At 70.3% G+C, this 24144-nt stretch carries 18 protein-coding genes, 1 rRNA gene and 1 pseudogene; 10 read left to right on the top strand and 10 right to left on the bottom strand.

Annotated elements, in window-relative coordinates:
• The first annotated feature begins 20 nt into the window (after positions 1 to 20).
• The 4 genes from rrf to OG432_RS05935 all read left to right on the top strand — a co-directional run bounded on the left by rrf (position 21) and on the right by OG432_RS05935 (position 3109).
• Positions 21 to 137, top strand: a 5S ribosomal RNA gene (gene rrf / locus OG432_RS05950).
• Positions 138 to 240: 103 nt separating this feature from the next.
• The gene (locus OG432_RS05945; protein WP_328308453.1) at positions 241 to 885 is read left to right on the top strand and encodes a nucleoside/nucleotide kinase family protein; all 645 of its coding nucleotides are present in this window, start codon (positions 241 to 243) and stop codon (positions 883 to 885) included.
• 40 nt (positions 886 to 925) lie between these two features.
• Positions 926 to 1879 (top strand): hypothetical protein, encoded by a 954-nt coding sequence (locus tag OG432_RS05940; protein WP_328308451.1) that lies wholly within the window; start codon positions 926 to 928, stop codon positions 1877 to 1879.
• 99 nt (positions 1880 to 1978) lie between these two features.
• Complete coding sequence (locus OG432_RS05935) at positions 1979 to 3109, top strand: aminopeptidase P family protein (protein WP_328308449.1); 1131 nt, start codon at positions 1979 to 1981, stop codon at positions 3107 to 3109.
• Between the two features lie 36 nt (positions 3110 to 3145).
• Here the strand turns inward: OG432_RS05935 and treZ are convergent, their stop codons facing one another.
• Both treZ and OG432_RS05925 read right to left on the bottom strand, forming a co-directional pair.
• On the bottom strand, positions 3146 to 4888 hold the full coding sequence (gene treZ / locus OG432_RS05930) for a malto-oligosyltrehalose trehalohydrolase (RefSeq protein WP_328308447.1): 1743 nt from the start codon (positions 4886 to 4888) through the stop codon (positions 3146 to 3148).
• 73 nt (positions 4889 to 4961) lie between these two features.
• A complete protein-coding gene (locus tag OG432_RS05925) occupies positions 4962 to 5915 on the bottom strand; it encodes a GNAT family N-acetyltransferase (RefSeq protein WP_328308445.1) in 954 nt (317 codons plus the stop codon).
• Positions 5916 to 6107: 192 nt separating this feature from the next.
• On the opposite strand from OG432_RS05925, the gene OG432_RS05920 reads away from it, so the two are divergent.
• Positions 6108 to 6662 carry a DUF1707 and FHA domain-containing protein gene (locus tag OG432_RS05920; protein WP_328308443.1) on the top strand — a complete coding sequence of 185 codons (555 nt, stop codon included), beginning with the start codon at positions 6108 to 6110 and terminating at the stop codon, positions 6660 to 6662.
• 48 nt (positions 6663 to 6710) lie between these two features.
• Here the strand turns inward: OG432_RS05920 and lpdA are convergent, their stop codons facing one another.
• Positions 6711 to 8180 (bottom strand): dihydrolipoyl dehydrogenase, encoded by a 1470-nt coding sequence (gene lpdA / locus OG432_RS05915; RefSeq protein WP_328308441.1) that lies wholly within the window; start codon positions 8178 to 8180, stop codon positions 6711 to 6713.
• A 192-nt stretch (positions 8181 to 8372) separates the two neighbouring features.
• On the opposite strand from lpdA, the gene OG432_RS05910 reads away from it, so the two are divergent.
• On the top strand, positions 8373 to 9305 hold the full coding sequence (locus OG432_RS05910) for a LysR family transcriptional regulator (protein WP_328315015.1): 933 nt from the start codon (positions 8373 to 8375) through the stop codon (positions 9303 to 9305).
• Positions 9306 to 9392: 87 nt separating this feature from the next.
• Positions 9393 to 10424, top strand: a complete 1032-nt coding sequence (locus tag OG432_RS05905; RefSeq protein ID WP_328308439.1) for a cytochrome P450 — start codon at positions 9393 to 9395, stop codon at positions 10422 to 10424.
• Here OG432_RS05905 and treY read toward each other — a convergent pair.
• Positions 10384 to 12735 carry a malto-oligosyltrehalose synthase gene (treY, locus tag OG432_RS05900; protein WP_328308437.1) on the bottom strand — a complete coding sequence of 784 codons (2352 nt, stop codon included), beginning with the start codon at positions 12733 to 12735 and terminating at the stop codon, positions 10384 to 10386. The two genes, OG432_RS05905 and treY, sit on opposite strands and share 41 nt — an antisense overlap.
• Before the next feature lie 196 nt (positions 12736 to 12931).
• Positions 12932 to 15052, bottom strand: coding sequence for a glycogen debranching protein GlgX (glgX, locus tag OG432_RS05895; RefSeq protein WP_328308435.1), 2121 nt, complete (start codon positions 15050 to 15052; stop codon positions 12932 to 12934).
• A 338-nt stretch (positions 15053 to 15390) separates the two neighbouring features.
• Here glgX and OG432_RS05890 point away from each other — a divergent pair, with 338 nt between their 5' ends.
• From OG432_RS05890 to OG432_RS05880, 3 genes and pseudogenes are all read left to right on the top strand, one after another.
• On the top strand, positions 15391 to 16626 hold the full coding sequence (locus tag OG432_RS05890; RefSeq protein ID WP_328308433.1) for an SAV2148 family HEPN domain-containing protein: 1236 nt from the start codon (positions 15391 to 15393) through the stop codon (positions 16624 to 16626).
• Between the two features lie 109 nt (positions 16627 to 16735).
• Positions 16736 to 17041 (top strand): annotated as a pseudogene (locus tag OG432_RS05885) (exonuclease domain-containing protein); the annotation flags it as partial.
• Between the two features lie 119 nt (positions 17042 to 17160).
• The gene (locus OG432_RS05880) at positions 17161 to 17889 is read left to right on the top strand and encodes a 3'-5' exonuclease (protein ID WP_328308431.1); all 729 of its coding nucleotides are present in this window, start codon (positions 17161 to 17163) and stop codon (positions 17887 to 17889) included.
• A 7-nt stretch (positions 17890 to 17896) separates the two neighbouring features.
• On the opposite strand, the gene OG432_RS05875 is transcribed toward OG432_RS05880, so the two are convergent.
• From OG432_RS05875 to OG432_RS05855, 5 genes are all read right to left on the bottom strand, one after another.
• Positions 17897 to 19210, bottom strand: a complete 1314-nt coding sequence (locus OG432_RS05875; protein WP_328308429.1) for an MFS transporter — start codon at positions 19208 to 19210, stop codon at positions 17897 to 17899.
• Positions 19207 to 19863, bottom strand: a complete 657-nt coding sequence (locus OG432_RS05870) for a winged helix-turn-helix domain-containing protein (RefSeq protein WP_328308427.1) — start codon at positions 19861 to 19863, stop codon at positions 19207 to 19209. The genes OG432_RS05875 and OG432_RS05870 overlap by 4 nt, the downstream gene beginning before the upstream one ends.
• A gap of 63 nt (positions 19864 to 19926) precedes the next feature.
• Positions 19927 to 20334 carry a hypothetical protein gene (locus OG432_RS05865; RefSeq protein ID WP_328308425.1) on the bottom strand — a complete coding sequence of 136 codons (408 nt, stop codon included), beginning with the start codon at positions 20332 to 20334 and terminating at the stop codon, positions 19927 to 19929.
• Complete coding sequence (locus OG432_RS05860) at positions 20321 to 22354, bottom strand: hypothetical protein (RefSeq protein ID WP_328308423.1); 2034 nt, start codon at positions 22352 to 22354, stop codon at positions 20321 to 20323. The genes OG432_RS05865 and OG432_RS05860 overlap by 14 nt, the downstream gene beginning before the upstream one ends.
• Positions 22354 to 24126 (bottom strand): hypothetical protein, encoded by a 1773-nt coding sequence (locus tag OG432_RS05855; RefSeq protein ID WP_328308421.1) that lies wholly within the window; start codon positions 24124 to 24126, stop codon positions 22354 to 22356. The genes OG432_RS05860 and OG432_RS05855 overlap by 1 nt, the downstream gene beginning before the upstream one ends.
• Between the last annotated feature and the right edge of the window lie 18 nt (positions 24127 to 24144).

Here is a 24144-nt window from a genome sequence, read left to right as displayed (position 1 = left end):
CGAGTTCAACTTCATAGTGTTTCGGTGGTCATAGCGTTAGGGAAACGCCCGGTTACATTCCGAACCCGGAAGCTAAGCCTTTCAGCGCCGATGGTACTGCAGGGGGGACCCTGTGGGAGAGTAGGACGCCGCCGAACAAATTTTAGGGGAAAGCCCCGCACCAGATCGTAGAAATACGGTCACGGTGCGGGGCTTTTTCGCGTTCCGAGATCTTGGGGAACGATGGGGAACAATGCGGGCATGGATCTCGACATGGATCTCGATCTGGACCGGCTCGCCAGCCGGGCCCGCGGCCTCATCGTCCCCGGTCGGCGGCGCATCCTCGGCATCGTAGGGCCTCCCGGAGCTGGGAAGTCCACGCTGGCAAGCGAGTTGGTGGGACGGCTCGACGGGCAGGCCGTGCTGGTGCCCATGGACGGCTTCCACCTCGCCGGCGCCGAACTGCGCCGTCTCGGGCGTGCCGAACGCAAGGGCGCTCCCGACACCTTCGACGCGGCCGGATACGCCGCCCTGCTCGGTCGGCTGCGCTCGCCCCACCCCGGCACCGTCGTCTACGCGCCGGATTTCGACCGGTCGTTGGAGGAAGCGGTGGCCGGGAGCATCGCCGTCGATCCCGCGGTGCCGCTCGTACTGACCGAAGGCAACTACCTGCTTCACGACGACGGTGCCTGGCAGCAGGTGCCGGACCTCCTCGACGAGATCTGGTACCTCCACCTCGACGACGAGGAGCGGGTGCGCCGGCTGGTCGAGCGGCATGTGCGGCACGGAAGAACCCGGCCCGGCGCCGAGCGCTGGGTGAGGGAGTCCGACGAGGTCAACGCGCGTCTCGTGGCCGCCGCCCGTACGCGGGCCGATCTTGTCATCACCCAGGCGCACACTGGGTAGGCTCGCAACTCTGGCGACCGTGCAAGGGAAGGCAGCAGACGTGGGGATATTCCGACGAGGGCCGAGGCGGGACGCGAGCGACGTTCCACGGGACTCCGAGTTCGGCTTCTTCTCCCAGGACGAGGGGGCCCGGTTCCGCGCCCTGGTCCGAGAGGCGTTCGCCGAGCTCGGCCTGGAGGTCACGGTCTACGCGGACTCGGTGAAGGACAGCGGCGGCCGGCGGTTCGGGCTCGGCAATCTCGCCGCCGTCTGCCACAACGAACCCCGGGGGCCGCGCGCGTGGCCGGAACTGATCCGCAGGCACGTCGGAATGGTGCTGCGCACGATGGACGCGCCGTCCGCGCTCGACACCATGCCGCCCGACCAGATCCGGGCCCAGCTCTACCCCCGAGTGATCAGCGGCGACGGCCTTGATCCGCAGAGCTTCGGCTATGCGCGCAGTGTGGCGCCCGGCCTCTACGAGATCCTCGCCCTCGATCTCCCCGAGAGCGTCATGATGCTGACCGACGAGGCGCTCGAACCCCTCGGCAAGGTGCCTGACCTGCGCGAAATGGCGTTGCGCAACCTGCGGGAGCTGCCCGTCGAGAGCCACGAGCGAGTCAAGGGCGATGACGGAGCGCACTTCGACATCGTCGTCGGCGACTCCTTCTACACGGCGAGCCGGGTGCTCGCTCTTGAGACCCTGGTCCGCCAGGTCGCAGGACAGGAGATCCCGCCGGACGGAGCGCTCGTCGCGATGCCCTTCCGGCATCAGCTCGCTTTCCACGTCATCCGGGATTCCGGCATGGTCCTCGCCCTCAACGCCATGGCATCGTTCGCCGCCTCCGGCTTCGAGGACACACCGGGGGCGATCAGCCCGTACGTCTACTGGTGGCGCGGCGGGATGCTGACCCAGCTCAGCGACCGGGACGGCGAGGGGCTGCGGATCGTCGTCGGCGACGAGTTCGGCGAACTCCTGGAGCGGCTCGTCGCCGAGGAGACGGACGGGCTCTGAGGTCGGAGCCGCTCCGCCGCAGCCGTTCGGAAGCGCGTCACGCAGCCCCCCGCTCCCGGATCGCTCGCGTCCGCAGGGGCGTACGGGCAGGATGAGGCCATGCTCTCCACCGCTGCCCCCGCGCCCTTCACGGCCGACGACTACCGGGCCCGGATGGCCCGCGCCACCCGGTCCGCCGCCGACGCCGGTCTTGCCGGCCTGCTCGTCGCGCCCGGCCCCGACCTCGTATACCTCACCGGCTACCAGCCGACCGCCACCACCGAGCGGCTCACCGTCCTGGTGCTCGCACAGGACCGGGACCCGGTACTTGTCGTGCCGACCCTGGAAGCACCGGACGCCGCGCACGCCGCGGGCGCCGGCTCGCTGACCCTGCGGGACTGGACCGACGGCAAGGACCCGTACGCCGTGACGGCGCCGCACCTCGACGCCGACGGGCGGTTCGGAGTCAGCGACAACGCCTGGGCGATGCATCTGCTCGGCTTCCAGAAGGAGCTGCCCGGCACCTCGTACGTCTCGTTGACGGAAGCGCTGCCCATGCTGCGGGCCGTCAAGGACGAACACGAGCTGGCTCGTCTCGAGGCGGCGGGCGCGGCGGCCGACGCGGCGTACGAGGAGATCGTCACCGTGCGATTCGCGGGCCGCAAGGAGACGGACGTGGCCGCCGATCTGGCCGCCCTGCTCATCAAGTACGGCCATGCGCAAGTGGACTTCACCGTGGTCGGGTCCGGGCCCAACGGGGCGAATCCGCACCACGAGGCGGGCGACCGCACGATCGGGCACGGCGACATGGTGGTGCTCGACTTCGGTGGCCTCAAGCACGGTTACGGCTCCGACACCACCCGTACCGTCCACGTCGGCGAGCCCGGCGCGGAGGAACGGCGCGTCCACGACGTGGTGCGCGAGGCGCAGGAGGCGGGGTTCGCCGCGGTGCGGCCCGGCGCCACCTGCCAGGACGTGGACCGTGCGGCGCGCGCGGTGATCGCGGAGGCCGGATACGGCGAGTACTTCATCCACCGCACCGGCCACGGCATCGGCGTCACCACCCACGAGCCGCCGTACATGATCGAGGGCGAGGAGCTGCCGCTGGTGCCCGGGATGTGCTTCTCCGTCGAGCCCGGCATCTATCTGCCCGGCCGGTTCGGCGTGCGCATCGAGGACATCGTCACCGTGACGGACGACGGCGGCCGGCGTTTCAACAACACCGACCGCGCGATGGCCATCGTCGAGTAACCGGCGTGTCCGATCGGGGCGTTGGGCCGGACCGGCTCAGCGCCCGAGGACCGCGCAGGACTCCGGCGGCAGCAGCATCAGGCCGTCCGCGCCGGGTGCCTCGACCGGTTCCCAGGCCGCCAGGACCCGGCCTCCGCCGCCGAGCTTGATCCTGACGGCCTCCTTGGAGAGATTGACCACCACCCGCAGGTCACCGCGCCGGTAGGTCAGCCAGCGGGCTTCCTCGTCGTACGCCACCTTGACGGCCGCGAGGTCGGGGTCCGTGAGGTCGGGCCGGTCGCGACGCAGCGCGATGAGAGCGCGGTACCAGGCGAGCAGCCGCGCGTGGGGGTCGCCCGCGGGCTCCGTCCAGTCCAGGCACGAGCGGGCGCGCGTCGCCGGGTCCTGCGGGTCGGGAACCTCCTCGGCGGCCCAGCCGTGCGAGGTGAACTCCCGCCGCCTGCCTTCCCGTACGGCCTGGGCGAGCTCCGGATCGGTGTGGTCGGTGAAGAACTGCCAAGGGGTGCGTGCGCCCCACTCCTCGCCCATGAACAGCATCGGCGGGAACGGGCTCGTGAGGGTCAGCGTCGCCGCGCAGGCCAGGAGGCCGGGCGACAGGGTGGCCGAGAGGCGGTCGCCCTGGGCCCGGTTGCCGATCTGGTCGTGGGTCTGGGAATAGCCGAGGAAGCGGTGGGCGGGGGTGCGTGCGCGGTCGACGGGGCGGCCGTGGGTGCGGCCCCGGAAGCTCGAATACGTGCCGTCGTGGAAGAACACCCGGGCCAGGGTCTTGGCGAGGGACGAGAGCGGGGCGCGGGCGAAGTCGGCGTAGTAGCCCTGGGATTCGCCGGTGAGCACGGCGTGCAGCGCGTGGTGGAAGTCGTCGTTCCACTGGGCGTGCAGGCCGAGGCCGCCCTCGTCGCGCGGGGTGGTGGTGCGGGGGTCGCAGGTGTCGGACTCGGCGATCAGGAAGAGCGGCCGGCCCAGCTCGGCGGCGAGCACGTCGACGGCGGCCGAGAGCTCTTCAAGGAAGGTGAGCGCACGGGTGTCGGCCAGTGCGTGCACCGCGTCCAGGCGCAGCCCGTCCAGGTGGTAGTCGCGCAGCCAGGCCAGTGCGCTCTCCAGGAGGAAGGCGCGCACCTCGTCGGAGCCGGCGGCATCCAGGTTGACGGCCGAACCCCAGGGCGTGTGATGGGTGTCCGTGAAGTACGGCCCGAAGGCGGGGAGGTAATTCCCGGACGGACCCAGGTGGTTGTGCACGACGTCGAGGACCACGCCGAGGCCGTGGTCGTGGGCCGCGTCGACGAACCTCTTCAGGGCGTCGGGGCCGCCGTAGGGCTCGTGCACCGCCCAGAGCGAGACGCCCTCGTACCCCCAGCCGTGCCGGCCCGGGAACGGGCACACCGGCATCAGCTCGATGTGCGTGATCCCCAACTCGGCCAGATCCTCGAGGTGTTGGAGCGCGGCGTCCAGGGTGCCCTCGGGCGTGAACGTGCCGATGTGCAGCTCGTACAGGACGGAGCGCTGGAGCGGGCGGCCGCCCCGCCAGGGGTGCTGCCAGCCGAAGCTCTCATGGACGACGACGGCGCTGAGGCCGTCCGGGCCGTCGGGCTGGCGGCGCGAGCGGGGGTCGGGCAGGGCCGGCCCGTCGTCCAGGACGTAGCCGTAGCGGTCGCCGGAGTGGGCGTCGGCCTCGGCGAGCCACCAGCCCGCGCGGACGGGATGGCGACGCATGGGATGGGTGGCGCCCTCCAGGAGAAGGGCGGCCCGGTCGGCGTGCGGTGCCCACACTTCGAACAGCATTGGCGTGTCCCCCTGTCGTAACCGGTTGCGACCATGGTGCGACAGAGAAGAGGGACACGCCCGCAATTCGTGACTACTTCCAGATCATGTTGATCACGCGCTGGAAGACGACGTATCCGGCGCGGGCGAACGCGTTCGCCATCGGGACGTTGGGCAGGTCCGTCGCGGCACGGATCCGGGGTACGTGCTGCTCGGCGAGGACCCGGGTGCCCTCGGCCAGGATGTCGTCGATGTAGCCGTGGCCGCGGTGGGCGGGCAGCACCCCGATGTAGGAGATGATCGGGTTGTAGCTGTTGCGCGCCGGGATCACGAAGCCGACCGGCTCGCCGCCGTCCTTCAGCTCGGCGATCCGCCACCACTCCCGCGGCGTCCTGTACGACCTGAACTCCTCCTCGTACATGAGCTCCGCGGACGCGCGCGGGGTCATGGTGAGCAGCTCCTCGCGGGTGTGCTCGTCGAGCGAGCCCTCCACGACCAGCGTCATCAGGGAGATGAGCTCCTCGCGGTCGGTGGCCGGCCGGAACGCGAGGCGCCCGGACGGTTCGGCGAGCGGGGTGCCCGGCCGCCATTCCAGGCGCAGCCGCTCGACGAGCGGGGTCGCGCCGGCCGCGGTCAGGATGCTCAGCCTGGTCTCGACGACCTCACGGGCGGCCGGGTCCGCACGCCAGTCGCTGGGCAGGAAGCGGCCGTACTCGGGGCGCGGGGCGCCCGCCGGTACCACCGCGGCGGTCGCCGTCTCCAGGAGGCGCAGGCCGATCTCGTGCCGCTCGGCGGCGGGCAGGCCGTCGTCGACGTCGAAGAAGTCGAGGTTGTGCGGGGCGTCGCCGAGCTTCGCCGCCCACCATGCGATGCGGGCCAGGACGCGGCCGTCGCGCACGGCCACCCACATCCACCGCGGGATACGGCGGCCGGTGGCCAGGTCGTCCGCCAACTCGTCGTCGAGGACGTAGGAAAGTTGCTGGAAGCGTCCGAGTTCTTCGGGCCCGGCGAGCGGACGGACGGTGATGTCCGACGCGGTGTTCGGCAAGAGAGGTTCCCCCTGGAGCGTGAGCGAGTCGGGGGACCATAACAGCGCCAAGGGGAGCGTCCGCAAGGGAAATGCTGCGGGTGGTGACTCTGCGGCGCAGGTCAGCGTGGGGGCGGTGGGGGAGGAGTCGTGGGCAGGAGGGGGCGGCCTTCTGCTGGACACGTCCGGTCCCGGGGAAGGACAATCGCCGGTGTGACGCCCTCTTTTGAATTCCGGACCTCCTCGGCGCCCGCGCGGCTCTCCGACGCGGAACGCGACCGGGTCCTGGACGTGCTGCGCGAGGGCGCCGCCGAGGGCAAGCTGTCTCAGGACACGTTCCTGCGGCGGATGGACATCGCCCTGGCCGCCCGCAGGCCCGACGAACTGGCCGCGCTCACCGTCGACTTGGAGAGCCGGGGCCGGTGGGCGAAGGCGGTGTTCGGCGCGGTCGGCCGGGTGTCGGAATTCTCCGTCTCGCTGCGCAGGGCCTGGCAGTCGGAGCGTCTGCCCAAACTCCTCTTCCCCGCGCCCGGCCCCTATCCGCTGCGGATCGGCCGGGACCCCGCCAACGGGCTCCGCCTGAGCCACGAAACGGTGTCGCGGGTGCACGCGGAGCTCGTCTTCCAGTCGGGGGCCTGGCAGTTGCGCGACCTCGGGTCCACCAACGGGACCTGCGTCAACGGGCGCCGGGTGACGGGAGTGGTGGAGGTGGCCGACGGAGACCAGGTCAGTTTCGGCCGGATGGCCTTCCGGCTCGCCACGCACTGAGCGGCGGCCCACGACGGCCCGTACGCACCCGCGTGCCCGCGCACGTCCTCAACTCTGGTGCAGGCCCCGCCCGGCCAGGGTGAGGAAGGTTTCACCGACGGCCTCCGAGAGCGTGGGGTGGGCGTGGATGTGGCGGGCCACGTCCGCGGGCTCGGCGTCCCAGCCCACGATCAGCTGGCTCTCCGCGATCATCTCGGACACGTTCGGACCGACGAGATGGACACCGAGGACCTGCCCGGCCCGTTGCGCCACCACCTTCACCACGCCGCCCTGCCCGTGCACCATGCCCTTGGCGACGGCGGTCAACGGCATGGTGTTGACGACGACGTCGTGTCCGCGGTTGCGTGCGTCGGCCTCGGTCAGACCCACCGACGCGGTCTGCGGCGAGGAGTACGTGACCCGGGGTACCGCCGCGTAGTCGACCGGCGCCGAGGCCACCCCGGCCAGCGTCTCGGCGACCAACAGCCCCTCGGCGAAAGAGGCGTGGGCCAGACCGAGCGAGGGCGGCGGCAGCAGATCGCCCACCACATGGATGCCGGGTACCGCGGTTTCGAGCCGCGACCAGTCGGCCGGGGCGACGAACCCCCGCTCGTCCGGGGCGAGTCCGGCCGCGGCCAGGCCGAGGCCGTCGGTGACCGGCGTGCGGCCCACCGCGACCAGGAGGCGCTCCGCCTCGACGGCGCGGATCTCGCCGCGCGAGGTGCGCACCGACGCCCGTACACCGTCCCCCAGGACGGCCGCGTCCAGGAACCGGGCGCCGCACTGCACATCGATGCCACGCTTCTTGAGGCCGCGGGTCAGGTGCCGGCTGACATCGGCGTCTTCGAGCGGCACCAGCCGGTCGGCGGCCTCGACCAGGGTGACCTCGGCTCCCATCGACCGGTGGAAGGAGGCGTACTCGACACCGATCGCGCCGCCGCCGAGCACCAGCACCGACCGGGGGAGTCCCGGCGCGAACAGCGCGTCGTCGCTGGTCACCACGCGATGTCCGTCCGCCGCGAGGCCCGGCAGCATCCGCGGGCGTGAACCGGTGGCGAGCACGATGCCGCGCCGGGCGACCACGGTCCCGTGGCCCTCCACATGGACGCTCCGGGGACCCGTCAACCGGGCCCCGCCGCGCAGCACTTCGACGTTCGCGTGCGACAGATGGCCCTCGACGCCCTTGTGGTTGCGGGAGACGATGTCGTCCCGCGTCGCCACCAGCGCCTGCCAGTCGATGGAGTCCACGCTCGCCTTCACTCCCCAGCGTTCGCGGGCCTCGGCTATCCCGTCCACCAGCTCGGCGGCGTGCAGCATCGCCTTGCTGGGGATGCAGCCGCGGTGCAGGCACGTCCCGCCGACCTTGTCGCGCTCGGCGAGCACGACCTTCAGGCCGAGCGCGGCGGCGCGCAGGGCGGTGGAGTACCCGCCGGTGCCGCCGCCGATCACGATCACATCGGCCACCCGGTCGTCGCTCGCACCGCGCGTCGGGTGGTCGCTCAGGCCGGGCGTCGGGTCGTGGGTCACGCTGTCCGTCATGGGTCGGTCCCCGTTCTCGTTCTCACTCGAAGGCCCCTCGGGGCCCGTTCACGGGACAAGCCTCCGCCCGGACGCCGCCATGAGTCCAAGGCAATCTGTGCGTGGGATCGATGCATGATGTTCATGGCATGCCGTCCGCGGCACGGGCCGCTCGGACCGGGGACAAGGGGGCACGGCGTGAGCCTGCGACAGATGGAGTACTTCGTCACGGTGGTGGAGGAGGTGTCGTTCACCCGGGCCGCCGAACTGCTGCACGTCACCCAGCCCGCGCTGTCCCACCAGATCAAGGCGCTGGAGAAGTCCGTCGGAGGCGAACTCCTGGAACGGCTGCCGCGCGGTGTGCGGCTCACCCCCATGGGCCGCGCGTTCCTGCCGCACGCCCGGCTCGCGGTGCGCAGCGCCCTCCAGGCCCGGCGCGCCGCCCGCGCGGCGGCCGGCGCCGAGGGCGGCGAACTGCACATCGCCTGTGTGCACTCGGTGGCCGTGGGCGTGCTGCCCGAGGCGTTCGCCCGCTGGCGGCGCACCCATCCCGGTGTGCGGCTGCTCCTCCACGAGTACGCCGGCACCGAGGCGCTGGAGGAGGCGCTCGAACGCGGCGCCGCCGACCTGGCCGTCGGGCCGCCGCCGCAGCACTGGGAGGGCCCCGTGGTGCGCGTCGGAGAGGAGGAGATCGCGCTCGTCGTCGCCTTCGACGACCCCCTGGCCGGCCGCACATCGGTGCGTCTTGAAGAGTTCGCGGACCACGCCTGGGTGCGATGCGCGATGGAGCCCGTCATCGAGGGGCGGCCCTTCCTCGACCTGGTCTGCGGCCGCGCCGGCTTCACCCCGCGCACCGTCGTGCGGACCGAGCACACCTCGACGGCGGTGCGCATGGCGGCCGCCGGGGTCGGCGTCGTCGCGGTGCCCACCCATGTCGTGCGCGGCGGCATCGGCGAGGACTGCGTGGTGCTCTCGGTCGAACCGTCGTGGAAGCGCGACCTGACGGTGTTCTCGCGGGTCGAGCTGGCCGGCGCCGCGGCCGCCTTCACCGAACTGCTCCGCAGGTCAACGCCGTACGGCGCGGCCGGCCTCTCACCCGTACGGCCGAACGCCGATCGCGACCGCGCCGCGGAAGTGGTCCGCTGAGAGCAGTCACCGGCGCCCGGCGGTCCCTCGGGGCCGCACGGGCCGCACCGGCCGCGCCCCGCCGGGCGCCCAACGGGGAGGCGCGCCATGACGACCGTCGAGCCGGCCGACGCAGCGGCTCCCGCCTTCTCCCCGAGGGCGCTCTCGCTGCTCGGCCCCGCCGCCCGCAGCGACCCGTACGCCTTCTACCGGACCCTGCGCGAGGAGCACCCCCTGCTGTGGGACGCGAGGCTCGGAGCCTGGCTGGTCGGACGGTACGCCGACGTGGCCCCCGCCCTCGGCGACCCCGGCCTCGCCGGAGCCCGCCGCGGCTTCTGCTGCGGGTCCGGTGCGGTGCGCTGCGCCCAGGAGTACGCCGCGCCAGAGAGCGCCTTCGCGCTGCTGCGCGAGGTGTGCGCCCGCACCGCGTACGTGCTGGCCCGTCGCCTGGCCGGGCGCGAGGAGACGGACCTCGTCGAGGAGTTCTGCCGCTGGCTGCCGACCGGGACCATAGCCGCCGCGACCGGCCTCTCCTACGGGGCGGTCATGGGCCGCTGCGGCCCGGTTGCGGCCCGTAGCCGCGCGGAGGCACCCGCCGCCGTCGACGTGGGGCGGCGCCGGGGCGGCACCGGGGTGGCGCTGCTCGCCGCACGCTCCGCCGGGCAGGCGGTCCTCACCGGTCGGGCCCTCGCCTCGCTCATGGCCAACCTCCTTGACAATCCGGAGCAGTTGGAGCTCGTCAAGGCGGTGCCCGCGCTGATCGGGCAGGCGTGGGAGGAATCGCTGCGGCGCAATCCGCCCGTCCACGCGGTGCTGCGCAGGGCCGCCCGTGACCGTGCCCTGTCCGGCGGTGTCGTCCCGGCCGGGGCGCCGGTCGCCCTGCTCGTCGGGGCCGCCAACCGCGACCCCGACCGGTTCGCCGACCCCGACCGCTTCGACCTGCACCGCACCGCACCCGGAGGACTGGCCTCCGGGCCCGCCGGCTGTCCGGCCGCGCGGGTCGCCGAACTTCAGGCCGAGTGTGCCGTGAGCGCCCTGCTCACCGCGATGCCCGGCCTTCGCCGGGCCGACGGGTTCGATCCGGCCGAGAGCGGGCTGCTCACCCGGGCCCCTCGCCTTCTTCTGGTTCGACCCTCCTGAGCAGCGCCACCGGTCGCTGCGCGAACAGCTTGTCGAGTTCAGCGGCGCCCCTGAACTCGCGCCCCGGGGTGAGGACGTCCGCCCACACGCCGTCCGGCAGCGCCAGCTCCGTGCCGCCCCAGCCGCCCGAATCGGCGAGCCGCAGCGACAGCCGGGTCACCGCCGTCACCACCTGCTCCGAGCGGCAGAACGCCACGCAGTGGGCGGCGCGCGGACCGCGGGCCTCCAGCGGCGCGTAGCTCGACGACGGGCCGAACGCCGCGGGAAGCGCGCGGCGCAGCCGCAGCGCGGCCAGGGTCACCCCGAGCTTGTCACCGGGGTCGGCGAGGGCCGCCGGATCGAAGGGGACCGGACGCCGGTTGTCCGGGTCCACCAGTGCCGTGTACTCGGCCTCCGTGCCCTGGTAGAGCTCCGGCACGCCCGGCATCGTGAGATGGAGCAGCGCGGCGCCGAGGCTGTTGGCCCGCGCGGCTTCCTCGGTCTCCTGGGCGAACTCCCTTGCCGCAGCTGCCTGTTGGCCCCCCGGGCCGGCCGCGACGAAATCGCTCACGGCCTGCTCGTAGCCGCAATCCTGCTCCGTCCAGCCCGTGCGCAGACCGGCCTCGCGCACGGCCTTGACCAGCGCGGCGCCGATCCGTTCCGTCTCCGCCGCGCCGCCGAGCCCGACCGAGGTCTGCCACGCGACCCAGGCGAGATGCGCGTCGGGCGCCTGCGCCCCCGCGACCCGCTCCAGGAGCGCCGCCCACCGCTCGGGGCACTCGGACAGCACGGCGATCCTGGCCCGCACCTCCGCGCTGCGCTTGGTGTCGTGGGTGGAAAGGACGGTGCCGGTGGCCGGCCAGTCGCGGGCCAGGCGGGAGCAGAACGCGTGGAACTCGCCGGGCTCCACCGACGGACGGGCCGGGTCCCCGCCCACCTCGTTCACCGACAGCAGCGGCGTGTACCGGTAGAAGGCCGCGTCCTCGACGGACTTGGCGTGCAGCGCCGACGAGGTCTGCGCGAAGCGCGCACGGAAGCGGTCGCGGTCGGGGCCGTCGCCGAGCAGGCCGAGGGCCAGCTCCCGCACCACGTCCACCGCCGCCGCCTCCTCGGCCACCGAGAAGGCGGCCTTCGCCTCATCGGCCGCAGAGGCGGGCAGCACGAGCTCCGCCCCGGCCCGGTAGGGCCGGTACACCGGGACCCGCACCAGGAGCTCGCGCAGGGCCAGCCGCAGGGCCCAGGGGGCGTGGTCGCGCAGCTCGGGCCCGCCGGCCGCGCAGATCCGACGGGCGAGCCGCACCAGGTACTCGGTCTCGGCCGCCAGATCGTGCGTGAGAACCCGGTGCGCCGCACTGCGCACCGTCGGCTCCCACAGCCCGCCCCGGTCGTCCTGTACGCCGGTGAACTGCCGGTAGAGGGCGCCGAGTTGTTTCGTCCCCGACGGGTCGGTGAAGAGGCCGTCGATGTGCCGCAGGGCGTCGTAGCCGGTCGTGCCGGCGACCTGCCAGTCGGCCGGAAGACGCTCGTCGCCGGTGAGGATCTTCTCGACGACCGTCCAGCGCCCTGCGGTCGCCGTGTTCAGGCGGCGCAGATACGCCTCCGGGTCCGCGAGGCCGTCCGGGTGGTCGATGCGCAGCCCGTCCACCACGCCGTCGTGGAGCAGCTCCAGGATCTTGGCGTGGGTCGCCGCGAAGACGCCCTCGTCCTCCACCCGCAGGCCGATCAGGTCGGAGATGGTGAAGAAACGACGGTAGTTGAGCTCGGTCCTGGCCAGCCGCCACCAGCCGAGCCGGTACCACTGGGCGTCGAGCAGATCGGCCATCGGGAGGTGGGCCGTGCCCTCCCGCAGGGGGAAGCGCGCCTCGCCGTAGTGCAGTACGTCGCCCCGCACCGTGAGGCGGTCGATTTCCGAGCCGAGCGGCCCGCCGAGGACCGGCAGCAGGACCCGGCCCCCTTCCGACGCCCAGTCGATGTCGAACCAGGGGGCGTACGGGGAGGAGGGGCCGGCGCGCAGCACGTCCCACAGCGGGCGGTTGTGGTGCGCGGACGCCGACATGTGGTTCGGCACGATGTCGAGGATCAGGCCGAGGCCGGACTCCCGTGCCCTGGCGGACAGCCGTCGCAGGCCGGACTCGCCGCCGAGTTCTTGGCGGACCGTCGTGTGGTCGGTGACGTCGTAGCCGTGCGTCGAGCCGGGCACGGCTTCCAGGATCGGTGACAGATGGAGGTGGGAGACTCCGAGACCCGCGAGGTAGGGCAGCGCCTCCTCGGCGGCGGCGAACGGGAACGCAGGCTGGAGCTGGAGCCGGTAGGTCGCGATGGGCGGGGTCATGGCAACGTACGTACCCCGTTGAGCGGGTTGTGTGCGTTCGGACGCATGTGGTTGCTCCGGTCGGCGGTGTTCGAGCCGCCCGATGGCCGGATTCCGCCTGGCGGCGGGCGCGGGGGAGGGCGCCCGCCGCGCCGGAGCCCGCCGGGAGGCGAACTCCGGCCCACGTCACGGCGGTTGGGGTGGACGCGGCGACCTGCTACGCCGGGCGGCGCAGCACCGTCATGCTCCGGCCGATCAGCGTGATCCGTCCCCCGGCCTCGACCTTCGCACCCCCCTCGGGCGGCACGCCCTCGCGACGGGCGGTCTCCACGACCACCTGCCACTGGCGGCCGTGGTTCACCGGCACCACGAAGTCGAGGGTCTCGGCGCTCGCGTTGAACATCAGCAGGAACGAATCGTCGCTGATCCGCTCGCCGCGTGGCCCCGGCTCGGAGATCGCGTTGCCGTTGAGGAACACCGACAGCGCCTTCGCGTTCGCCGACTGCCAGTCCCGCTCCGTCATCTCCTGGCCCTCGGGGGTGAACCAGGCGATGTCGGACAGTTCGTCGTGCGTGCCCTGCACCGGCCGGCCGTGGAAGAAGCGCCTGCGCCGGAAGACCGGGTGGTCCCTGCGCAGCCACACCATGGCCCGGGTGAACTCCAGGAGCGTTCCCTCGGGATCGTCGTCCGGGTCCGGCCAGCGCACCCAGGCGACCTCGTTGTCCTGGCAGTACGCGTTGTTGTTGCCGCCCTGGGTGCGGCCGAACTCGTCGCCGTGGCTGATCATGGGCACGCCCTGCGACAGCATGAGGGTGGCGACGAAGTTCCGCATCTGCCGCTCGCGCAGCTCCGTGACCTCCTCGTCGTCGGTCGGACCCTCCGCGCCGCAGTTCCAGGACCGGTTGTGGCTCTCGCCGTCGCGGTTGCCCTCGCCGTTGGCGTCGTTGCGCTTGTCGTTGTACGAGACCAGGTCGTTCAGGGTGAAGCCGTCGTGGCAGGTGTGGAAGTTGATGGACGCGAGCGGCCGCCTTCCGTCGTCCTGGTAGAGGTCGGACGACCCGGTGAGCCGGCCCGCGAACTCGGCGAGCGTGCGCGGTTCGCCGCGCCACAGGTCCCGTACGGTGTCGCGGTACTTGCCGTTCCACTCGGTCCACAGCGGGGGGAAGTTACCCACCTGGTAGCCGCCCTCGCCCACGTCCCACGGCTCGGCGATCAGCTTGACCTGGCTGACCACCGGGTCCTGCTGCACCAGGTCGAAGAAGGACGAGAGACGGTCCACCTCGTGGAACTGGCGGGCAAGCGTCGCGGCGAGGTCGAAGCGGAACCCGTCCACATGCATCTCGGTCACCCAGTAGCGCAGCGAATCCATGATCAGCTGCAGGACGTGCGGGGACCGCATCAAGAGGCTGTTGCCGGTGCCGGTGGTGTCCTCGTAGTAGCGCGCGTCGTCCGCGAGCCGGTAGTACTGCGCGTTGTCCAGGCCCCGGAAGGAGAGGGTGGGCCCCAAGTGGTTGCCCTCCGCGGTGTGGTTGTAGACCACGTCGAGGATGACCTCGATGCCGGCCTCGTGCAGCGCCCGCACCGCCTGTTTGAACTCCAGGACCTGCTGCCCGCGGTCGCCCCACGAGGCGTAGGCGTTGTGCGGCGCGAAGAAGCCGATGGTGTTGTAGCCCCAGTAGTTGGACATGCCGGCGTCGACCAGCCGGTGGTCGTTGACGAACTGGTGCACCGGCATCAACTCGAGCGCGGTGACACCCAGTTGAGTGAGGTGCTCGATGACGGCCGGGTGCGCGAGCGCCGCGTAGGTGCCGCGCTGTTCCGGCGGGAGTTCGGGGTGGAGCATGGTGAGGCCCTTGACGTGGGCCTCGTAGAAGACGGTGTGGTGGTAGTCGGTGCGGGGCGGCCGGTCGTCGCCCCAGTCGAAGAAGGGGTTGACCACCACCGAGGCCATGGTGTGCGGCGCCGAGTCCAGGTCGTTGCGGCTGTCGGGGCGCCCGAAGTGGTAGCCGTAGACCGACTCGTTCCACTCGATCCGGCCGCTCATGGCGCGCGCGTAGGGGTCGAGGAGCAGCTTCGCCGAGTTGCAGCGATGGCCTCCCTGCGGCTCGTAGGGCCCGTGCACCCGAAAGCCGTACCGCTGGCCCGGCAGCACGCCGGGCAGATAGGCGTGGCGTACGAACGCATCGGACTCGCGCAGTTCGACGGCTGTCTCCGAACCGTCGTCGTGCAGCAGACACAATTCGATCCGACGGGCGGCCTCGGAGAAGACCGCGAAATTTGTCCCGGCGCCGTCGTACGTGGCGCCGAGTGGGTAAGCCTGTCCCGGCCACACCTGCATGGGCAAGACTCTTCCACTTCCGCTCGGGGTACTGAGGGGCTGTTCGGCCAGTTCCTCTCTGCAAGCCAGATCCTCCCTGAAAAAACAGGGGGCACCCGGGACGTCCGGGTGCGCGGGCGGGTGACCCGGCGGTGGCCGGCGGAGCCAAGGGCCGTGAATCGGCTCACCCCGACAGATAGTGCCCACCAGAACAGGCCGTACCCTCCGGCGAGTTGGCAAACTCGACTCGCCATCCGGCTGCACCGCCTCCCGCTCCCGGAGTACCCTTCCTTGATCGTTGAAGGGTGGGGCGGGCTCGGCCCGCCCGGGTTTGCCGGGGGGCGGAAGGCGGTGCGCGGGTGAGCTCGGGAGGTCTTGAGCTGCCCCCTGGTGACACGGGTCATGAGGGGGAGTCCGGCGACATCCCGCCCGGAGCCGTCTCTCTCGCGCGCCCGATGGAGATCGGGGCCGAACTGGACTGGGGCGCCGACGCCTGGAGCGAGGTGCGTACGCGCGCCCAGCGGGCCGGGCGCGCCTACATCTGGCTGAACCTGGTGGAGCAGCGGCTGCGCGCCGTGGTGGCCGCCGTGCTCCGGCCGATCTACGAACCGGTCCACGGCGACGACTGGGTGGTCGCCGCGGCCGGGCCGGCCGGCCAGGAGTGGGTGCAGCGGGCCGTGGCGGTGCGCGAGGTCTCGCGCCGCAAGGGCTATCTGCTGGACCCCGCCGACGACAACGTGCTCAGCTTCCTCACCCTGCCGCAGCTGCGGGAGCTGATGGTGCAGCACTGGCCCTGCTTCGAGCCGTACGTGGACGACCGGCGCGACGTCGAGCTGGCCCTTGACGAGCTGGAGGTGGCGCGCAACGTCGTCTCGCGCAACCGTGCGCTCAACGAGGCGGTGCTCGCGCAGGCGGAGCGGGCCTCGGCGCGGCTCCTGGACGTGCTCGGCGGCGGCAGCGGCGCCCCGGCCGCGCACCGGCTGCCCATCGACGCCGTCGAGGACCTCGTCGGCGACCGCTACGCCGATGTCGTATCCGTCCACTCCGACCGGGTGCGCCTGCAGCGTCAGCTGCCGGCCGAGGACCTGTTCGGGGGGTCCCGCCGTCTCGACGCGATAGGCATCGGCCTCAACCTGCTGGTGCAGAACTACTCGGGTCGGCGCCTGGTGCGGCTCGCCGAGTCGGGCTGCCGCATCCGGCTGCTGTTCCTCAACCCGGCCAGCAGCGCCGTCAAGCGCCGCGAGCGGGAACTCGGCCTTAAAAAGGGCGAGTTGAGCCGCTCGGTCGAGATGAACATCCTGCACATGCGGCGGGTGCGGACGGCGCTGCGCGATCCGGGGGCCTTCGAGATCCAGGTCTTCGACGAGACGCCGCGCTTCACCGCGTACCTGGTGGACGGCGACGGCGCCGACGGCCTCGCGGTCGTGCAGTCCTATCTGCGCCGCGCCCGGGGCATGGAGGCGCCGGTCCTGGTGCTGCGCGGGGGCGGCCGGCGGGGTGTGGTGCGGCCGGGGCAGGACGTGGAGCACGGCCTTTTCGAGACCTACCGCGAGGAGTTCGAGTCGGTCTGGGTCGATTCGCGCCCCGTGTCCTGAATTGCTCCGAAGGCGGTGCGGTGCGTTTCCGGCCGCGCGGCCGATTGTCAGTGCCGCGTGCGAGGGTGGTCGTCACTGGGGGAAAGCACCACGAAGGAGGGGCAGCAGCATGAGCTGGCACCTGGAGCCGCTGGTCGGCTTCGACCTGGAGACGACCGGCACCGAGCCGCGCGAGGCACGCATCGTGACGGCCGCGATCGTCGAAGTGCGGGGCACCGATGTGGTGGGGCGGTGCGGCTGGCTCGCGGATCCGGGCATCAGGATCCCGGCGCAGGCCTCCGCCGTCCACGGCATCAGCAGCGAACGGGCGGCGGCGGAGGGCCGGCCCGCCCGCGAGGTGGCCGACGAGATCGCCGACACCCTGGCGGGCCACTGGCGCCGCGGCGTGCCGGTGGTTGCCTACAACGCGGCGTTTTATCCACGCACTCCATGTGCGTCTCAGGTGTCTCGTCGCACAGGGCGTACGAGGGATCTGCCGCGCCTTGAGCCGGCCGGTCACGAGCTGGCGCCCAGCTGCTCCACCGGAGTGCTGTGATGACCTGGACCAGCGAATCGATGGTGGCTTTCGATCTGGAGACCACGGGCACCGACATTGAGACCGACCGCATCGTCACCGGAGCACTCGTCAGGCTGGATCCGGACGGGAACCCAGCGGAGGAGCGGACGTGGCTGGTCGACCCGGGAATTCTGATCCCTGCGCAAGCCATAGCGATTCACGGCATCACGACTGAGCGTGCCCGCAGGCATGGAGCCCCGGCTGCTTCCGTAATCACAGAGATCACGCGGGCCATTACCGAAGTTCTCAGCTCTGGGACGGCGTTGGTGGTCATGAACGCGCGGTACGACCTCTCCCTTCTGGACCGTGAATGCCGACGGCACAACGTCACTCCGCTCACAGAGCGGCTGGAAGCGACGCCTTCTCCGGTCATCGATCCCTTGGTGCTGGACAAGCACGCAGACCAGTATCGGAAGGGGCGGCGCAATCTTCAGGCACTCTGTGCCCACTACGGGGTGCCGCTGGATGATGCGCATAACGCGGCAGCGGACGCAGCGGCTGCCGCTCGGACGGCACGCAGACTGGGTGAGAAGTACTCATCCATAGGATCGCTGCCTCTCGCGGATCTGCATGATCTTCAAGTCCGTGCGGCGGCCGAGCAGGCTGCCTCGCTCCAGAGGTATCTGCGGCGTTCATCGGATGCGACCGCCTATGTCGAGCCGGCATGGCCGGTCATACCGTTCAGTCGCAAGGCGAAGGTCCTCTGACGCGAGGCTAACTGGACGAGGGTGAGGATGCGGACGCCGATGCCGATGGTGCGGCGTGTGCTGGTTCCGGCGGAGAGTCGGGCAACTCGCGGATATGTGGGACCGGCGAAGGTAGCACCCAGACCAGGCACAGCACGGCCCCGGCCGTTGCGATCCACAGTGTCGGGCGTAGCCCGATGGCCGTGCCGAGTGCTCCTCCCGCGAGCGCGCCCAGCGGGCGCATTCCGTGGGTGAGGGTGCGGTAAGCCCCGTTGACGCGGGCGCGCAGGGGGTGGGGGATGAGGGCCGTCTGAAGTGAGCCCGATGAGATGTCGACGATCATCGCGCCCACGCACGAACCAAATTCGGCGAGGAAGAGGAGGCTGAGGACGAGCGCGTCCGGCCCGTCCGCGAGGGGTACGAGCAGCAGCGGGACTGGGAAGGCCGCGAAGCCGATGACGACGGCGGGCCCGACGCCGACGCGGCGCACGAGACGGCCAGTGAGGGCGGCACCGACCAGCCCGCCGATCGCGCCGACTCCGAGGACCGACCCCAGCACGCCTGCGCTCAGGCCGAGTTCTGTGGTGGCGTAGAGCACGAAGAGTGTGTGAAAAATGAAATTGAAGAACTGAACCGTGGCGGATGCGGCGAATGTGGCGCGCATGACGCGCGAGCGGAGGATCCACCGCAGGCCTGCGGTGAAGTGTCCTTTCGTCGGTGGCACGGCCGACGGTTCGACGGGGGTTATACGGGCCAGGCAGCAGGCGGAGGCCAGATAGGTCACCGCGTCAGCGAGGAGCGCGAGCGGCGCGGTGAAGAACTGGACGAGGAGACCGCCGGCGCTGGGACCCGCGACGAAGGACATGGCGCGGCTGCCGTTGACGAGGGCGTTGCCCTCGATATAGCGCTCGGCGGGGATGAGCGAGACGAACAGGATGGTGTTGCAGACGTCGAAGAGGACGGTCAGCGCGCCGATCCCCAAGGCCACCGCGTAGAGCTGCGTGAAGGTGAGCGCGTCGAGCGCGTATGCGATGGGAACCGACGCGATGAGCAGGGCTCGTGCGAGGTCTGTGGCGATCATGATGCGGCGGCGGTGCGCTCTGCTGTCGGCCCACGCACCAGCGGGAAGCGAGAGCAGCAGGGCGGGCATGAGCTGGGCCGTGGCGAGCCAGCCCATCTGGGCGGCGTCGGCGTGGAGGGCGAGGACGGCGACGAGAGGGAGGGCGATCTGGGATATCTGGTCGCCGACTAGGGAGATGCTCTGGCCGGTCCAGTAACGGCGGAAGGAGCGCTTGCGCAGGAGGTCGGGGACCTTCGCGGATAAGCGGCCCGAGGCTGTCATCGCGGGCCGCCCGTGCTGTCCGGAGCGATGGAAGTCTCCTCGTTGCCTGCGGGCCGTTGCGGCAAGGGAAAGGCGGCCCGGACGATCTGGACGAGCCGTGCGTCCTGGGGGCGGGCGGCCGGGTCGCCCTGCCGGTCCTCGTAGGGGCGCAGTAGACGGTCGAGTTTTTCGCCGAGGTCGGCGAGCTCCTCTGCCGTCAGGTAGAGCACTTGGTCGCCGATGTGCTCGGCTTCCTGCCACTCGCGCGGTAGATCGTGGCGCTCTTCGATGGCGCGGGTGATCAGCTCGAAGTAGCGTTCGACGACCGCAGTTTCCAGTGCCCTGCTGGCCTCTGCGACGGCAGGGTCCTCGGAGTAGTTGGGCCACTGGGTGAAGCGTGCAGTGGCCCGCCAGGGTTTCTCGCGGCCCTGGCCACCCGGCGCGACCTCGACCAGCCCGTACTTTGCGAGCATCCGCAGGTGGTACGAGCAACTGGCGACGGATTCGCCAGTGAGCTCGGCCGCGCGAGTCGCGGTGAAGGGGCCTTCGGTACGGAGCAGGCCGACGAGGCGCATGCGGGTGGGATGGGCGTAGGCGCGCAGAGCGTGAGGGTCGGTGAGCTGGGTCGTGCGAGCAGGGGCTCTTGGTGGTTCGTCCTTCTGACTGTTCGACATGTTGTAAAGATATCTTTAGAAAGATTCCTTTACAACATGTGCTGTAGATGGTTCTGAGCCAGTTCAACGTCGGTCGATGCGGGTAACCCGGTCATGGTGGCTTGAGGCTTGAGAGAGGCGCTGGTTCTCGAGCGTGAGGAACTGAACCTGCTGTGCGAGGACGTTGATGGAGGACCGGAGCTCCCGCACCTCGCGCGCGTGCTCCTGGCGAAGCCCACGCTCGGCTGCTTTCAGAGACTGGACTTCTTGCCGGAGGGACGCTGAGGGTGCGGCTGCGTCTTCTCGTTCGGCTACGAGGTTTCGGAACTCCGCCAGAACCTGGGGGTAGCGGTAGGCGCTGGCTCTGCTGACGTCGGCTTCAACTGCGAGTGAGGCGACGGTGAGGGAACCGTCACTACGGGTGGGCTCTCCGCGGAGCAGACGCTCGGACGCCGCTTTGAGGGCTGCTTCGATGGGTTCAGCTGTGGGCACGGTCGATTCCCTCGATCACTCTGATGATGTCGCTCGTGTGCCCTCGCAGAGCCGTGCGCTGGAGATCGGAGAGTCCGACGAAGGCCAACGCCCGCTCGGTGTCGCTGCGCGCCGCTTCCCATCCTGGGCGGTGCCGGATCGTGATGGTCGAGTTCCCGCAGCGCTCGGGACGGCAGTTGTTGAGGAGGGGGCGGTCCTCGGTGCCTGCGGTTCGGCACAGGGCGGTTTCAGGTTGGTAGTAGCAGTCGTTCAGAGTCCCGACGTGCAGAGTGTGCGCCGAGGTCTTGAGCATGGCGTGGAGGCGGCGCTCATCGACCACCCTGCCGGGAAAGTCCTGCAAATCCTCCTGCACGCGGGAAAACTCGTTGTCGGTCCGTGTACCCCCTGGAGCGGTTGAGCGCACCCCGGCCTTGAAGTCGTCGTAGCGTTCCACGATGTCGGCCAAGCGGGCCAGGGCCTCTTCGGCGGCGACTTCCGCGCGGAAGCCGGAGGGCGAAGTCCCTGCGTAGCCCTCGAACATGGCTACGGAGAGGTGCTTGTACTGGACCATCCCCGCGACGGTTCCGTACGGACGGTGAGCGATGTGCCAGGCCACGGTTCTGCGGAACTGGCGCGTTGTCAGATTCCACGGCTCTCCGTCGACATCGGGTACTGGAAAGCCGATGTCCGCGCAGTGTGCCCGGAACGCGTTGAGGTTCTCATTCATTCGGTTGGCGGAGATCGTCGAGTACGGGCGACCAGCGACCGGTCGGCAGAACAGCAGGTCACGGTGGGGCAGGCATTCCAGGACTTCGATGGCCTGCGCGACGGGCTCGATGACCACCCAGCTCTCCGGCGCCCCTCGCCCGCCCTTGACGAGTTGCGATCGCACTTTGTGCCTGACGACGACGCCGTCCGTACTCCGTTCGGTGAAGTGACAGCCGTCTCGGAGTTCCTTGACCTCGGAGTCGCGCATTCCGGACAGATAGGCGATGAGGATGTAGCAGGCGGCTCGCAGGAGCCGTTCCTCATGGGGGACTGCGGGAGGACTGAACCTGTCCCGCCAGGGGCGCCCGGTCTGCGGATGCGGAGTGATGGGTGTGTCCATGCCGCCAGGCTCAGCTCCGAGCCGCTCCAGTGCCCTGACGATGTGGTCGTCGTAGGAGCCGCCGGCTATATCCCGCCCCGCCCCCGACTTGCGCATGATGTACGTGTAGGCGGGTGAACCGGCCAGGTGCGGTTGGAGACCGGTGCCGTCCAGAACCGGGACCCCGCGCCCACCTGCCGCAAGACTGTCGAGATAGCGGTCCAGCCGTGCGAGAGACAGCCCGTGGATCTCGCTGACAGAGGCCTGCAGTTCCGTCAATTCGGCGCGCGCACTGATGATGTCCGGTGCTGCGGTACGTACGTAGAACAGGGCGGCCTGTACCAGCGGGGCGATGACCCTGGGCGGGATCCGGGGAGTCTGGTTCTCGTGTCTACTCACCGCCGGGCCGCCGATGATGCGGGAGAGGGGGCGGCCGTTCCACGGATTGATCTCCAACGCGTCCGATGGCATGCCCTCTGCCGCGAGGTGGAGGCGTGGGATGACCTGGAGGCGATGGCGCAGACTGCTCGGCATCAGTTCTTCGCCGTGGCAGTGAAGCAGATAGGAATCGAGAATCGGCTGTGTCACGGTGTCCAGCCGAATCCCAGCGTGTTCGGTGTCGAGGAACCGGAAGAAGCACCGCAGATTCCACCACTCCGCCGCCACTGTCGAGATGGAAGGAAGCGCACCGCGAACCGGGTGTGTGTTGAGTCTCCAGAAGAGAAACTCGCGCGCGGCCTCGCGCCGGGTGGCATCACCGAGTGACGCGAAGTCGATGAAGAACTCGCTGGCGTAGCGGTTCCCCGCGTGCCCGGCGACCGCGAGATCCCAGAAACGGTCCCCGAATTGCGGCATGAGGGATGGATCGGCGGCGAGAGGTCGTCCGGACAGAACCGGTGTCGTGTCGGCAGGGCGGTTGGCACCATGGCCAAGTGGTAGTGGCTGGACGGGCATCAGTGGCCTCCCAGCAGGTTGCGGGGCAGGAACAGCAGTGGCTCGGAAGACTCGGCGATTGCCCTGGCGTTCAGCACGTCGCCCTCGCTGAACCTCGGAACGATCAGTTGCAGAATCTGATGGTGAGCCTTGCCGAAGCGCGCTGCCCACTCCGCTGCGGGCGTCTTGGCCCGTTCAGCCTCGATGTGGTTGAGGAAGGCCAGGATGGCTGGGAGTTTCCTTCGGGTGATCACGGCGTTGCTGCACCCCAGACAAGAGAAGAAGGAGACGGGGCATGCCTTGCCCTTGATGCCGAAAGGCGAGTCGAAGAAGCTGCGACAGGACGACAACCACAGGTCGGATTCGCCCGACAGAAGCGGCGGCAGCTCCTCGGCGGAAACGCCGAGTGACTCCCATGCGTCCGCAGGATTTTGCGTGAGCCTCTCTTCCTCCTCTGGCGTCAGCACCGCGGGAGCCTGGGCGTCATCGAGTGCATCCTGCAGGCCGTCTGCCACGGCCTGTTCGTGCAGATTGCGCAATGAGGGGATGTCCGCGTAGTGCGCCGCGGCGACATCCGGTGAATGCCCCTGCACGAACGCCGACATCCTCCCGCCGGTTACCTTGTAGACCGCTGCTTTGTACGTCTTGCGAAGCCGGGAAAGGCGCAAGTCGACGGGTTTCCCCCCATCAGTGAGCCGGTGTGTCGACACGAAGCTCCGCGCCACGCTTGACGCAGATCCAGCGCTGAAGCCGGCGGACAGAATCCCGTCCTTCGTCCGGAACTGCCACAGCGCCGACGAGCCCGTGGCCTCTCTGACAGGGGCAGTGATCCGCAGGGCCAAACGCAGCAGCCCGCCGGGCGAGTTGGACGAGCCGTCCCGCACCCGCATCGTGTTCCACTCCTGGCCGTGCCGACGCCGCTTGAGGTATTCGACCTGCACATAGCCCCGGTTGGGATTCTTCAAGCAGTCGGAGGCCAACTCTCTGGCCGCTTCCACCTCCATGCCGCTTTCGAGGCAGAACAGAAGGAGCAGGGCGAACAGGTCGCGGCTGGTCGGGTACACCAACGGTGCGAGACGGCCAGGAGTATGAGCATCAGCCAGCGCGGTGCCGACCAGTTGGGCCAGCTGCTGCCGGGTGAATGTTCCTTTGCTCCGGTGGATCTCCCACAGCACATTGGCGTCGGAGTCCCAACCCGCCATCCGTGGATCCTGCCCCTGCGCGAGGAGTGTCGGCCCGTCAAGCGTCAGGCGCCGAACTGCATCGCCGACATCGGAACGTGCAGCGGCACGCAACTGCTCGACGATGTGCGGTGAATAGGCGTCACGAGGCGTGTACGAGCCCACTGGACCGGCAGAGGTATGGGAGAGCCGTCGGAGCATTGCTGCAGACAAGCCGGGTTTCTTGTCGCTGAGGCGGCGCAAGATCCAGACGATGTCGGCGATACGTGAGTACGGCGTCCTGGAGGACTCCGGATGCCTCTCTCGGAGGTGGCTCTCGAACCCGTCGAGGTGATGTGGGAGGAGAGCATCTACTCGCAGGCCCACGCCTTCCGTGGAGTCCAGCCAGCGCGCCCATTCCAGGCAAGAGCGTGCGCGATTCCGGAGAGTATGTGGAGATCCAGTCCCCTGGCCTACGGTGCATGACGCCGCCAGCTCGGCACCCAGCGCGCGCAGCAACCGCTGCTGCGGCTCGTGGGTCCAGTCCACGACAGCCTTCCGGTCGTCCGGGAACGTGACCTCGATCTTCAGGAGTCCGAGCGTGGTTGGAGTCTGGTCAACGGTCTGGAGCACGGGTGCGTTCAACCGAGC

This window comes from Streptomyces sp. NBC_00442, assembly GCF_036014195.1.
Lineage (GTDB): Bacteria > Actinomycetota > Actinomycetes > Streptomycetales > Streptomycetaceae > Streptomyces.
The sequence above is the reverse complement of the archived record's forward strand: the minus strand, read 5'-3'. Positions and strand labels throughout refer to the sequence as shown.

Coding starts and splice junctions, on each gene's coding strand:
- glgX (WP_328308435.1), bottom strand. CDS start 15,052: ATGCAGGTGTGGCCGGGACAGGCTTACCCACTCGGCGCCACGTACGAC.
- OG432_RS05875 (WP_328308429.1), bottom strand. CDS start 19,210: ATGACAGCCTCGGGCCGCTTATCCGCGAAGGTCCCCGACCTCCTGCGC.
- OG432_RS05860 (WP_328308423.1), bottom strand. CDS start 22,354: ATGCCCGTCCAGCCACTACCACTTGGCCATGGTGCCAACCGCCCTGCC.
- treY (WP_328308437.1), bottom strand. CDS start 12,735: ATGACCCCGCCCATCGCGACCTACCGGCTCCAGCTCCAGCCTGCGTTC.
- OG432_RS05870 (WP_328308427.1), bottom strand. CDS start 19,863: ATGTCGAACAGTCAGAAGGACGAACCACCAAGAGCCCCTGCTCGCACG.
- treZ (WP_328308447.1), bottom strand. CDS start 4,888: ATGCTGTTCGAAGTGTGGGCACCGCACGCCGACCGGGCCGCCCTTCTC.
- OG432_RS05905 (WP_328308439.1), top strand. CDS start 9,393: ATGACGACCGTCGAGCCGGCCGACGCAGCGGCTCCCGCCTTCTCCCCG.
- OG432_RS05910 (WP_328315015.1), top strand. CDS start 8,373: ATGGAGTACTTCGTCACGGTGGTGGAGGAGGTGTCGTTCACCCGGGCC.
- OG432_RS05935 (WP_328308449.1), top strand. CDS start 1,979: ATGCTCTCCACCGCTGCCCCCGCGCCCTTCACGGCCGACGACTACCGG.
- OG432_RS05945 (WP_328308453.1), top strand. CDS start 241: ATGGATCTCGACATGGATCTCGATCTGGACCGGCTCGCCAGCCGGGCC.
- lpdA (WP_328308441.1), bottom strand. CDS start 8,180: ATGACGGACAGCGTGACCCACGACCCGACGCCCGGCCTGAGCGACCAC.
- OG432_RS05880 (WP_328308431.1), top strand. CDS start 17,161: ATGACCTGGACCAGCGAATCGATGGTGGCTTTCGATCTGGAGACCACG.